Annotated in this window: 10 protein-coding genes; 3 read left to right on the forward strand and 7 right to left on the reverse strand. The window is 52.7% G+C overall.

What is annotated here, in order from left to right:
* Positions 1 to 227: 227 nt before the first annotated feature.
* The 5 genes from LC073_RS15515 to LC073_RS15535 form a co-directional block, all read right to left on the reverse strand.
* Complete coding sequence (locus LC073_RS15515) at positions 228 to 1,613, reverse strand: glutamine synthetase family protein (RefSeq protein WP_226648225.1); 1,386 nt, start codon at positions 1,611 to 1,613, stop codon at positions 228 to 230.
* A 123-nt stretch (positions 1,614 to 1,736) separates the two neighbouring features.
* On the reverse strand, positions 1,737 to 3,086 hold the full coding sequence (locus LC073_RS15520) for an aspartate aminotransferase family protein (RefSeq protein WP_226648226.1): 1,350 nt from the start codon (positions 3,084 to 3,086) through the stop codon (positions 1,737 to 1,739).
* Positions 3,087 to 3,422: 336 nt separating this feature from the next.
* Positions 3,423 to 4,094, reverse strand: a complete 672-nt coding sequence (locus tag LC073_RS15525; RefSeq protein WP_226648227.1) for a GntR family transcriptional regulator — start codon at positions 4,092 to 4,094, stop codon at positions 3,423 to 3,425.
* On the reverse strand, positions 4,091 to 5,197 hold the full coding sequence (locus tag LC073_RS15530; protein WP_226648228.1) for a patatin-like phospholipase family protein: 1,107 nt from the start codon (positions 5,195 to 5,197) through the stop codon (positions 4,091 to 4,093). Before LC073_RS15530 ends, LC073_RS15525 begins: the two co-directional genes overlap by 4 nt.
* Positions 5,198 to 5,253: 56 nt before the next feature.
* On the reverse strand, positions 5,254 to 5,694 hold the full coding sequence (locus tag LC073_RS15535; protein ID WP_226648229.1) for a VOC family protein: 441 nt from the start codon (positions 5,692 to 5,694) through the stop codon (positions 5,254 to 5,256).
* Between the two features lie 75 nt (positions 5,695 to 5,769).
* Here LC073_RS15535 and LC073_RS15540 point away from each other — a divergent pair, with 75 nt between their 5' ends.
* Positions 5,770 to 6,939: a hypothetical protein gene (locus LC073_RS15540; RefSeq protein WP_226648230.1), complete on the forward strand. Its 1,170-nt coding sequence runs from the start codon at positions 5,770 to 5,772 to the stop codon at positions 6,937 to 6,939.
* A 147-nt stretch (positions 6,940 to 7,086) separates the two neighbouring features.
* Complete coding sequence (locus LC073_RS15545) at positions 7,087 to 7,797, forward strand: SIMPL domain-containing protein (RefSeq protein ID WP_226648231.1); 711 nt, start codon at positions 7,087 to 7,089, stop codon at positions 7,795 to 7,797.
* 60 nt (positions 7,798 to 7,857) lie between these two features.
* On the opposite strand, the gene LC073_RS15550 is transcribed toward LC073_RS15545, so the two are convergent.
* Positions 7,858 to 9,219, reverse strand: coding sequence for a metal-dependent hydrolase family protein (locus LC073_RS15550; RefSeq protein WP_226648232.1), 1,362 nt, complete (start codon positions 9,217 to 9,219; stop codon positions 7,858 to 7,860).
* Between the two features lie 90 nt (positions 9,220 to 9,309).
* On the opposite strand from LC073_RS15550, the gene LC073_RS15555 reads away from it, so the two are divergent.
* Entirely contained in the window at positions 9,310 to 9,921 is a 612-nt protein-coding gene (locus tag LC073_RS15555) for a glutathione S-transferase family protein (RefSeq protein ID WP_226648233.1), read from the forward strand.
* A 151-nt stretch (positions 9,922 to 10,072) separates the two neighbouring features.
* Here LC073_RS15555 and LC073_RS15560 read toward each other — a convergent pair whose 3' ends face one another.
* On the reverse strand, positions 10,073 to 12,889 hold the full coding sequence (locus tag LC073_RS15560; protein ID WP_226648234.1) for a M16 family metallopeptidase: 2,817 nt from the start codon (positions 12,887 to 12,889) through the stop codon (positions 10,073 to 10,075).
* Between the last annotated feature and the right edge of the window lie 121 nt (positions 12,890 to 13,010).

Below are 13,010 nucleotides of genomic sequence, written 5' to 3' on the forward strand. Positions count from 1 at the left end.
AATAGTTTTTCAACAAAAAAACCCGCAAAGAAGCGAGTTTAATTATTTTTTTCAGCACAAAAAAATGCCCGCCAATGGCGGGCCAGGTTTCTCGAACACACTTTCAGGAGGAGAGTTTTAAGCACGTTACGCACTTAAATTTAGGTATAGCAGAGTATTTCCTCTCTCCAGTGTTCCTGTCGTAAAAGCCGTTCAGTATTTATGCGCCGGTGGTCGGCGTGCCAGGATTAGACACGATGCAAATAACTTTGATACTCCACATCGGTAACTCGGGCACCAATTTCCGCCATTTCCTGGCGCTTCAGCATCAGGAATAGCTCGACAAACCGAGGATCGAGGTACTCGCGCCACAAGACACTTCTATCAAAGCGCTTGAGTGCCCCACTCCAGGTGTTAATCAGCTGCTCGCTTTGTACCTGATACGCATCACCTTCCACTGGTTCGGGGGCTTGCAACTGGTTCTCGAGGCCATGGCAGACACCAGTCAAAATAGCCGCCAAAACCAAATAGGGATTCACATCTGCGCCAGCGATACGGTGCTCGATGCGACGAGCCTCTGGATTGCTGGCCGGGACACGCAGTGTGGTGGTGCGGTTATCGTAGCCCCAGCAGAGGTTTAACGGTGCGTGAGAACTTTCCTGGAAACGGCGGTAAGAGTTGCTGTGCGGCGCGAAAAAGGCCATCGCATCATTGGCTGTTGCCAGCATACCCGCCGCTGCCTGACGCAACAGTTCGGAGCCCTCTTCGCTGCCATCATCAAAAACATTTTTGCCGCTGCTATCGATCAGACTCAAGTGCACATGCATACCATTACCGGCCTGATCCCCAAAGGGTTTGGCCATAGTAGTCACACGGAAGCCGTGGCTGCGCGCGACGCCTTTCAGCAGGCGTTTAAACAGCAGGGTTTGATCGGCAACTTTAACGGGATCGGGACTGTGCAGCAGGTTGATTTCAAACTGACCAGGTGCGCATTCGGACAGCACTGAGTCGGCAGGAATGCCCTGTTCCTCGCAGGCGGCGCGAACATCGGCAAAAAAGTGGCGCTGTGCATTCAACTCAGAAAGGTCGTATACGTCGGTGGATGGTACTAGCTCGGAGTCGTTGTCGCTGACCGGACGCGGCCGTGCCAAGTGGTCGACCTCGTCACGCAGTAAATAGAACTCCAGTTCGGTGGCACAAACCGCGGTATATCCAAGTTTTTGCAGGCGCTCCACCACTCCTTGCAGCTGCGCGCGCGGGTCGGCATAGAGCGGTGAACCATCGGCCTCGTATAACTGCATATGCAGCTGCCCCGTCTCCTCCCGGTGCCAAGGCGCCAGGCTGATCGGGGATACCGGTAGGCAGACACCATCGCTGTCACCACTGGCAAATACCAATGGACTGTCTTCAATATCCCGCCCCCAGATATCCAGGCTAATGGCACTGCGTGGCATTTGCAGGCTTCCCTTGAGCAGCTTTTCCGCCGCCTCAGCAGGTAGCCACTTGCCGCGAGGTACGCCATTGATATCGAACAAAAACCCTTCAATCCACTTTAAGTCCGGGTGCTCTGCCAGGAATTTGCGCGACTGCTCCAGTAGCTCTGGCTGGGCAGTAAATTCTTTTTCTAGTGACATATATTGCCTGAGGTAGTCCTGTCAAACCGCGGAAGCGACCCAGGGCTACCACCCGTATCCGCCATTGACGGCTAATGAGTGACAGCCTTGCGCCGCTTCCAATAAGGGGGCGAAACCCGGAGTTTACGCTAGAGCTTTAGCGGTGTCGTCAAGTGCGCGATGCGCTTTTTCCACCAGCTCATCCACTTGCTCGGTAGTGATAATCAGTGGTGGTGCAATTACCATGGCGTCGCCAACGGCACGCATTACCAAGCCGTGTTTGATGCTCAGGTCGCGACATACCCCGCCAGCGGTGCAGTTATCATCAAAGCGGGTACGGCTGGCCTTGTCTTTCACCAGTTCCAGAGCACCGACCATACCCAGGCTGCGCGCCTCACCGACAATCGGATGTTCGGCCAGTTCAGCCCAGCGCTTGGCCAGGTAAGGACCAGTTACATCGCGCACATTCTCGATAATTTTTTCGTTGCGCAGGATATTGATAGTTGCCAGGCCTGCCATACAGGCCGCGGGGTGTGCGGAGTAGGTATAGCCGTGAGTGAATTCACCGCCCTTGCTCTTGATCACATCCGCGACACGATCTCCCACCATGGTACCGCCCAGAGGGAAGTAACCGTTGGTCACCGCTTTGGCAAAAGTCATCAAGTCGGGCTTGAGGCCGTAGTAATCGGCACCGAACCATTCGCCGGTGCGACCGAAACCGAAGATCACCTCGTCCATCACCAACAGGATGTCGTACTGATCCAGTACTTTCTTCACTTCAGGCCAGTAGGTTTCCGGCGGGATAACCACACCACCGGCGCCCTGGATAGGTTCGGCAATAAAGGCGGCCACTTTCTCAGGGCCAAGCTCCTGGATTTTTTCGTCGAGGCTGCGCGCGGCCTGGATACCGAACTCCTCTGGAGACAGCTCACCGCCCTCGGCAAACCAGTAGGGCTGCTGCACGTGTTCAATGTAATCCAGCGGCTGGAACTGTTTGTGCATGCCGCTCATGCCACCCAGGCTGGCGCCGGCGATGGTGGAGCCGTGGTAACCATTCTTGCGGGAAATCACAATGCGCTTCTCGGGCTTGTCTTGTAAGTCCCAGAAACGGCGGATCAGGCGCAAATTGGTGTCATTCGCCTCGGAACCAGAGCCGGTGAAGAATACATTGCTCATATTGGCGGGAGTTACTTCTGCCAGAGCGTCTGCCAACTCAATGGACGGCACGGTAGTGCACTGAAAGAAGCTGTTGTAGAACGGCAGAGTATTCAGCTGCTCATAGATAGCGTCACTGATTTCCTTGCGGCTATAACCCAGGTTACAGCACCACAGACCGGACATGCCATCCAGCATACGGTTGCCATCGATATCGGTGATATAAGCGCCCTCGGCACTGGTGATCACACGGGTGCCCTGTTGCCCCAAGTCGTTGAAGTCGGTAAAGGGGTGCAGCAGGTGCTCGCGATCGTGTTGTTGCAGCTCACTTTTGTTCATATTTCGCTCCTGGCTTTTGCTCGGGGGCTTTCAACAATACCGGGCAAAAGCCCGCATGCGTCGAATGAGTCCTCCCGCAAATTGATCACCAGCCCTCCAAAGCCCGTTTACGAGCACGGCCGGGCGGCATATTGCTTCCAACATTTGTGATCACATTCTAGTGGTGAGACAGACGGAAGCGCAAGATCTATCTATACCTCTGGGTAACGATAGAGTCCCACACGCCAGTTACCCTGAGCGGGAAGAAAACCCTGAGGTCAAATCAAAACGGCAAGAGCCCTCAAAGTGGGGATCTGTTGAGGCTCTTTTGATGACCTAAAAGGCTAGTTGGAGGGGTTAAAGTAGTTCTTCAGCGGAAATGGAACCGAGCCCTTCTTCGATATCCTGGCGGATAGCCAATCGCACGCGCGCCACACTGCCATCGGCTATCGCATCCAGCAGGTCCTCGTGGCGGTCCGGCAGTTCTTGAACACCGAAGCGCTGGAACACCAGGTGCTGTAGAGGGGCTGTTTGCAGCCAAAGGCTCTCGATCAACGAGAGAATGATATGAGGATGTCCCAAGCGGTAGAGAGTGAAGTGAAAATCGAGATTGGCTGTCACATATTCCTCAATATTCTTCTCTTTGAGTGCGCTAGTGACACGTGCATCCAACTGGCGCAGCTGCTCAAGAGCCCCCAGCCCCACAAAGGGCAGGGCCTGCTCTGCGGCCTGACACTCCAGCGCAACCCGCGCCGCACAGATCTCCGCAAGCTTTTCTGGAGTCATAGTGGGCACTGTGACACGGCGGGTGTCGGACAACTCCAATGCGCGCTCTGAGGTGAGGCGCCGCAAAGCCTCACGAACAGGCATGGGACTGCAGTTCAACTCCGCCGCCAACCCCCGAATAGTGATCGGATGACCCGGCAAAAACTTACCGCGTAAAATGGCATCACGCACCTGAAAGTAGACCCGCTCTTGAGTGGTGCGAAACTCCTCCTGAGGAGGACTGAACTCCGGTGCCATATTCATGCGGCCCCACCCTGCTGCAACTTGTGGGGCAAATCATCAGAACCCACTTCGATAAGATGCTCCGCCGCCTGGCCTGTCTGCCACATCTCAAAAAAATCGTCCGCCACCTGGCGGCTCATCTCCACCACTTTTTTCCAGTAATTCACACGTTCTTCCGGGCTCAATTTATAAAAGTCATTGCGATCGGGGATTTTGCCAAATGGCAACTTTTCGACAAAATTAGGCGATGGCGCAATCAGTAGTGTCGATGCCATGGCATCGCCGCGCACACGCCTCCAGGACAACCCCTTATCGAACCAACCCGGCACCATAAATGGGAAAAAATGCGGATAGAGCACTAAGCCGCGCGGGTGGTTGAAACGAAGATCAAAATGGTAATCGGTGATCCCCCCATCGCGATAATTGCCCAAAGGCGCACCAACGGGATTACGCACGCCCGCCATTACCAGTGGGATAGAACCGCTGGCAAGCACCGCCGCGCAGACGTTTTCACGATTGAGGGGCGAGTTCACCGTACTCAGATTGCCAAACTCCACCGTGGGCTGCGCCTGAGAGTGGAATACCACCCTCTCCCAAAAGGCCTTCAGGCTGTGTCTGGAGAAGGCATTTGCCAGCGCAGAAGTGAAGAGTGCCGGAGCCAAAAGGGCCCGCTTTTCACTGGCCAAGGGCCCGCGCCCGCGCACTGTGACGAAGTGACTCTGCCACAACGGGTTCTCTACCACTTCACGCGCGCCATTTTCCCCCAAAACCTCCTGCAGGATTGTCTCCCCCGCTGCGGTAATCTCAGCTGGGCTGGGCCTGGCAGTACCGTAACTCTGATGGATATAACCGTATTCCAGGCGCTCCAGGGCTGCCAGAGGTTCTTCCATTGCATAGCACATGTTGCGGAAACTACCGATGGAAGAACCTAATGTCGCAATGGGCTCGCGGCGATCCTTAAAAAAGGCTCCCATAAGAACTCGATCCAACTGGCTGATAACCAGCCACTTGGGGCCTCCAGAAGCGCCGACCAAAGTGGAGAACTGCCCTTGATGCAATCCTTCTTCGCGAATCCTGCGCGCCGCAACAGCGCCGGCCAATAAAATGCAACTGCGGTTCTTCACATAAATTCCTAACAGATCAGCCTTAACCAAAGTTTATTGTGAGCGTCCCGGAGAAATTACCACTCCCCGGTATTATCCATCGACTTCCAGGGCTCCTTCGGCTCCAGCGGCTCACCATTTTGCAGTAGTTCAATCGATATGCCATCCGGAGAGCGGAAAAAGGCCATATGGCCATCGCGTGGAGGGCGATTGATGGTGATTCCCGCGTCCATCATTCTCTGGCAAATGGCATAGATATCATTCACTCCGTAAGCCAGATGACCAAAGTTACGCCCGCCACTGTAGGGCTCTGAATCCCAGTTATAAGTGAGTTCCAGCGTGGGAGCTTTGTGCTCGCGAGCGCTTTCAACATCCTCAGGTGCCGCTAGATACACTAAGGTGAAACGCCCTTTGTCATAATCTTTGCGATTCACTACCTGTAAACCCAGTTTCTCACAGTAAAATTTTAAGGATTCTTCCAGGTCGGCCACTCGAACCATTGTGTGCAGGTATCTCACCCTCTACTCCTTCCTATTGCCAAGCTCTACAATCGCGGAATAATAAATAATTCAGCTTCGCCCGGCGAAAAGCAAATGTATAAAAAATTCTATCGTGCGTTTTCACAAGCGCCCAGCGGCAGCCCATCCTCCATGCTGCACATGGCCTGCCACTCACATCATTACTGGCCCGACGTGACGCTGGAGGCGGTCCAGCAATACTGGCAGGATGCAGCACTGCTCGCCGATGACAAGTGGGGGCCTATTTTCCAGGAAAAAATACCCGCCTGGCAAAGTGCTGTTGCACGCGCATTGAATCTCCCCGACGCCGCCCAAATTGCCATAGCCCCCAATACCCACGAACTTATCTACCGGCTACTCAGCGCCCTCCCTGTCGATGAGCCTCTGCAGATCCTCACCACCGATGGCGAATTTTACAGTTTCACCCGTCAACTGCAGCGGCTGGAAGAGTTACCCAATGTGCAGGTAACCCGTATACCCAAGATTCCCTACGCCACCTTGGCAGAGCGCTTCGAGAGTGAACTGCATTCCGGGGACTACCAACTGGCTTACGCCAGCCTAGTCTTTTTCGACTCAGGCGTGGTTTTCCCCGAATTGATACGCATCGCCGAACGAAAGCCAGCCCAAACCCAATTTGTTATCGACGGTTATCATGGATTTTTCGCCCGCCCAATCGACCTGAGCACTATCGCCGATAAAGCCTTTTTCACCGCCGGCTCCTATAAATACTTGGGCGCTGGCGAGGGAATGTGCTTTATGAGCATCCCCCGCCACTGCACTCTGCGGCCCCTAAACACCGGCTGGTTTGCAGAAATAGCGGAACTGGAAAATCGCAGCGGCAGTGTTGGCTATGCAGACAACTGGCTGAGGTTTGCCGGAGCCACCATGGATTATTCCTGCCTGTACAAAGGCCTGGCCATTTTTGATCTGTTTCGCCGTGAGGGCATTACCGTGGAAAAGACCCACAACTATGTCCTCGCCGCACAACAGCGATTCCTACACACCATGGATAACGCCGACCACCCTTTTCTCAATCGTGAGCATTTAATCCACCATGACCTGGAGCTGGGTCATGGACATTTCTTCACGTTTGATTGCCACAGCGCGGAGAATGCAGAGAAGTTGCAAAGTGAATTAAAAACCCGCGCCGTCCTGTGTGACCGGCGACAGCAGCTGCTGCGATTGGGATTTGCCATCTACCACGACAAGGAAGAAACTTACCAGCAGGTTTTTGGTTCTTACTAAAAGTACAGAAGAAATGGGTTCGTGAAGTTACAGTAAATCCGCTGGATCCGGTATGCTCAGCTGAGGTTCAGACAAACTTAAATAATATTTTTGGCGCCAAGTGCATTGCTACATCGCCTACACCAGAGCGATAGATAAGGAAAAACCATGAAGTTAATAAAATTTTCAACCATCACACTGCTCGCCCTGATACTCAGTGCCTGTGATAATGGACAGACACCCACACAGCGTGGCACCCTGGTATCTATCGCGGCCCAAGGCGAGGCCAGCCAGGCTCCCGATGTTGCCAACCTGTCTGTAGGCGTGGTGACAGAGGCGGACGACAGCAAAAAAGCGATGCAAGATAACGCCGAGCAAATGGATTCCTTGATGAAGGCAATTAAAAAAGCCGGCATTGCCAAGAAGGATATTCAAACCAGCGGCGTTAGCCTCTCTCCCCGTTACCACTACCAAAGAGATCAAAAGCCCCAAATCGTGGGTTACACCGCCCGTAATACCGTCAATATCAAAGTGCGCGAACTGGATAAACTGGGAACTGTGTTGGACGACCTCACCACCGCCGGGGCCAACCAGATTAACGGCCCCAGCTTTGAGATTGGTGAGCCGGGACCGGTAAAAGCCGAAGCCCGCGAAAAAGCCCTAATAGATGCCCAGGAACGTGCGACCATTTACGCCAAAGCACTAGGTATGAAGGTTCGCCGGATCGTCAGTATCTCTGAACAAGGCAGTGGCGGTATGCCCCGCCCGATGATGTTGCGCGGCCAGATGGAGTCGATGAAAGACAGCGCCTCAACCCCAATTGAACCTGGTGAAACTACCGTATCGGTCAACCTGGACCTGGTCTTCGAATTGGACTAATTAGTAGCCTTTATACCGGCCTCGCAATTGTATGCGGCGCCGGTACCTCACACACCACCATCAGCCATTCTCCTCATGCTCCAAAAATACCTCCACAGCTGACTCGCTGGGGTATTTAAAAATCTTGCCTCCCTTCATTACGAACTTCACGCGCTGCAACTCAGAGATATCCTCCAGAGGATTACCCGCGACCGCAATGATATCTGCGAGCTTGCCCTCACTGATACTGCCAAGCTCATCTTGAATCTGTAGTAATTGTGCGGCATTCCAGGTTGCAGAGCGGATAGCATCAGCAGGTGTCATACCGCCTTGAACCATCAAAACAAATTCCCGCGCATTCTCTCCATGTCGGGTCACCCCGGTATCGGTACCAAAAGCAATTTTAACTCCGCGCTTATAGGCCTTGGAAAAAGTCTCCTGCATCAAAGGCCCCATGGTGGCAGCTTTGGGGCGCACTATTTCCGGCAAAAAGCCATCAATCGCAGATTTTTCGGTTACCCACTCCCCTGCCATCAGGGTCGGAACAAACCAGGTGTTGTTCCGGCGCATTAAATCCATCACCTCTTCATCCATATAAGTACCATGCTCAATGGAATCCACACCGGCGCGAATAGCTCGAATCATGCCCTCCTTACCATGAGCGTGCACCGCTACGGTAAAACCATAATCCTTGGCAGTGGAGACAATCGCCTCCAACTCATCCTGCATAAACTGTGGATTTTGCCCACTTTTCGCAACACTCAGCACCCCACCGGTAGCGGTAATTTTGATCAGATCGGCACCGTCTTTATAGCGCTGGCGCACTGCTTTGCGCGCAGAAATAGGCCCATCCACAACGCCATCAACCGGGCCGGGATTTCCCACCAAGTCATGGCGACGGCCATTAGTGGGATCGGCGTGACCACCCGTGGTTGCAATAGATTTTCCTGCGGTGTAAATCCTCGGGCCCTCAATAGTGCCGGCCTCGATCGCATGGCGCAGACTGACGGTGACATTATCGTGATCACCCAAATTACGAATAGTGGTAAAACCCGCCTGCAGAGTTCGATTGGCCGCATCTACACCGCGGAGGGTGAAGTCTGCCGCGTTCCAGGTATAAGATTCCATATAAGCGCGAGGACCAAACTCATAAGTCAGATGGCTGTGCATATCCATCAGCCCAGGGAGCACAGTGAAATTGCGCAAATCGACAAGAGTTTCGCGCTCACGCTTGGCAAACCCTTTTTGCACCGATTCAATACGACCATCCAAGATATGAATGGTACGGTTCTCCAATAATTTTCCATTGCTGCTACTGAAGAGTTTTCCCGCATAAATAGCCATTTCCTCAGCTGAAGCTTGTTGACAAAACAGGCCCGTAAAAACAGCCAGGGCCACGATAGTGCGGCGAAAGAAGCAGCCTCTCTTGGAACTTGTTGTCATTGTCCTCACCAGTAAGTCTCTTTTAGATTTGTAATGTTTTTATAGAAAGTTACTCAATTTAACGTAATCGCCGAGGCGAAAGGAAGCCCTATGAAAATCTATGAGTTTGCAAGCGCCCCCAATTGTCGTCGAGTTCGCATGTATCTTGTGGAAAAAGGTATCGAAGTTGAATTTTCCCACGTAGATATCACCAAAGGCGAGAATCTCAGCCCCGATTATCGAAGTAAAGATATCAACAAAAAAGTCCCTTTATTAGAATTGGATGATGGCACTTATATCTCCGAATCTGTAGCCATCCAGCGTTACTTCGAAGAACTACATCCAGAACCTGCACTGTTTGGCCACGATGCGAAAGAAAAGGCATTGGTGGAAATGTGGAATCGCCGTGCCGACTTCAATTTAATGTTTACCGTGGGCATGTGCTTCCAACATGTATCTGGCTTTTTCAAAGACCGCATGAATGTCTACCCAGAATTCGGCGAGGATTCCGGCAAGCGCGCAATGAAGTTTATGGGTATATTGAATGACCACTTCTCGGATCACGAATATCTTATAGGGGACTATTTTTCCGTAGCGGATATCAGCATGGTTTGTAGCTTGGATTTTGGTAAAGTGCAAAACCTGCGTCCAGATACTGAAAAACACCCCCACTTAATCCGCTGGCGTGAACAACTCAAGCAGCGCCCGAGCTTTAAGGCCTAAAGTGAGCTTTGAGCGATCCTAGCCGTAAGGCCTGTTGAGTTCTGATGAGAAAATAAGTTCTACCGCTGTGCAAAGGCCCATCAGACGCCATAAAAAAATGCCCCGACTCTCAAGAGACCGGGGCATTTATTCTGTGGCATTAACCTATTTGTTAATCTTTCGCGGGTAAAACTTCCACCGGACCAATATTTAGCGCTTCAATCTCTCCCTTAATCTTATCCAGGTCGCCAACAATTACCCAGGTAAATTGATCCGGGGCGAGAAATTCCTGCGCGGAAGCCTCAACCTGCTCTTTATTTAGCGCGGTAACCCGCTGTGGGTATTCGGCAATGTAATCTTCCGGCAAGCCCTTTTCCACCTGCCAGTTAATACTGGAAAGCAACTGTCCCTTGGTTTGGAAACGAGCGCTCTGTTTAAGCACCTCATCGTTTCGGTAGTCCTCCAGCTCCTTTTCTGTAATCGGTCGATCAGCCAAATATTCTCGATACTCTTTGATCAACTCTTGGATCGCAGGGGCCGTTTTATCGGTCTGAACCGGGGCGAATAAAATATACGGTCTCTGCCCTTCCGTATCCATGGAAACCGCACGGGCTCCGTAGGACCAATGCTTATCCTCGCGCAGATTCATATTTACCCGAGAGGTAAACTTACCGGCAATCGTATTTGCCATTGCCTCAAAGGCTTCCGCCCCCTGTGGCTGCCAGGGTTGCATTACCAGCCCAGCCATAATATAGCTCTGTTGAGCGCCGGGGCGGTCCAGGAGGTAAACCCTGGCCTTTTCCGGGCGTGTCACCTTGGCTACATCAATTTTTGGCAATTCCTGCTTAGGCGCTTTCCAACCACCCAAAGTTTCATTCAATAGTGGTTCAATCTCTTTTTCCGTCACATCACCAACAATGGTGAGCGTCGCGTTATCCGGGCGCACCCAGGTCTTTTGGAAATTTACCAGGTCTTCGCGGGTGATTGATTTGATACCCGCAGGAGTGCCTGAGCCGGTCAAGGGCGCGCCGTAGGGGTGCTCAGCACCAAAGAGCAGTGGCGGTAACTCGCGCAGAGCCAGCCCTTGCGGCTGCGCCTTTTCCTGGGCGATGGCATCCAAGCGGTTGGACTTAACACGCTCAAGATCAGACTCAGGGAAGCTCGGCTCTGTCACCACCTTGGCGAATAGCTCCAGGGAGGGTTTCAGTTGAGACTTAAGAGCACTCATGCTGATGGAGTTGTAATCCAGACCGCTGCCGCCACTGATACTTACGCCCAGCTCCTCGGCCCTGGCACTGAACTCCAGGCTATCCAGATTGCCGGCGCCTTCATTCAGCATCTGTGCGGCCACTGAAGCGAGCCCGGGCTTGTTTTTATCTGCGGAAGCGCCACTGCGAAATTGCAAATTCATCAGCACTACAGGTGTATCGTGGCGCTCAGCCAAAACGACCCTCAGGCCATTTTTCAAGGTGAAATTCTGCTGTTTGGGCAGCTCCAGCTCTACATTTTTATCGACCTCCGGCAGCTTGCTGCGATCCGCTCCTACGGATGCTGCGGTGTACTGTTGCTGGGGCTCGATAATCAAGGTGTAAGAATCATCTTTCAGCCACTGTTCGGCAACATCCTGCACCTCGCGAGCAGAAACCTTTGCGTAGTCCTCAACGCCTTTCAGGAGTGCACCGGGATCACCGTAATAAAATTCCGAGCGGGCGAGAATATCGCTCTTACCGCCAAAACCACCGGTTTTTTCCAGGCCTTTCACCAGATCGGCGAACTCACCCTGCTTTACCCGGCGCAGCTCTTCTGCATTGACACCATTCTTGGCAAACTGCTGCAATTCCTTATTTAACAGTTTTTCCACTCTGTCGATAGGCTGACCCGGTTTTACATCCACCACAATAATCAGCTGTCCAGCCAACTGGCGGCCATAATAAAAAGCACTCACACTGGTCGCCACTTTTTCATCCCGAACCAGACGGCGATACAGCAGAGAGTTTTTACGATTTGCCAGCAGGGAAGTCATCAACTCCAAGGCATGCTCTTCCTCGCTGCCAACTGCCGGTACATTCCAGACTTTGTAAATACGGGTTTGCGGCACCTGATCGTGCACAACTTCCCGCTTGTTCACCTGGGTGGGCAACTCCCAGTTTTTGATGCGGGGTTGCACCTTGGTACTGGGGATATCCGCAAAATATTTGCGCGCCTTAGCCATCGCCTCATCGACGCTGATATCACCCGCGATCACCAAGGTGGCGTTGGCCGGTTGATAGTGATCCGCAAACCACTTTTTAACGTCTTCGAGACTGGCATTGTCCAGGTCTTTCATGGAGCCTATAGGCGTCCAGGAATAGGGGTGGTCCGCAGGAAAGGTGCTTTTGGCGATAATGTCGAATGCCTTTCCATAGGGTGCATTTTCCCCCTGGCGCTTTTCATTTTTTACCACCCCGCGCTGCTCATCGAGCACATCCTGGGTAATGGCGCCCTGGAAGTGCCCCATTCGATCCGATTCCATCCAAAGGGCCATATCCAGAGCGCCTTTGGGAACTGTGGCAAAGTAATTGGTACGATCGTTGCTGGTGGTGCCATTCATATCGGTGGCACCGGAGCGTTGAAAGGGTTCGAAGTACTCACCCGGAAAGTTCTCACTACCGTTAAACATCAAGTGCTCAAACAGATGTGCAAAGCCGGTTTTGCCCTCCGGCTCATCCTTGGAACCCACCTTGTACCAGATATTGGTGGAGACAACCGGGGCCTTGCGGTCTTCGTGCACAATGACGGTCAGGCCGTTGGGGAGAACTTCCTTGTGAAATGGGATGTCCAGTTTCGGCGCTGGCACTAAAGATTTCTGATCAATAGCCGCTTCTTTACTACTGGCAGCAGCTTCCTTGTCCACGGAAAGAGCGTGGGGCGTATTGTCGTTAGACTGGTCACAACCGGCGAGACCGACGGTAGCGATAACGATACTGAAGAACACTGGACGCAAGCCCATATAGTCACTCCCTAGTGATATCCGCGGATTCAGGATGGCAAGTTTAGGCCAGTATCCAATCCATTTACCGGCTTGCCTTCCGCAGTAATAAGCCACAAACCTGATACCAGAATGAGATACC

This window comes from Microbulbifer variabilis (genome assembly GCF_020524905.1).
Taxonomy (GTDB): Bacteria; Pseudomonadota; Gammaproteobacteria; order Pseudomonadales; family Cellvibrionaceae; genus Microbulbifer; species Microbulbifer variabilis_A.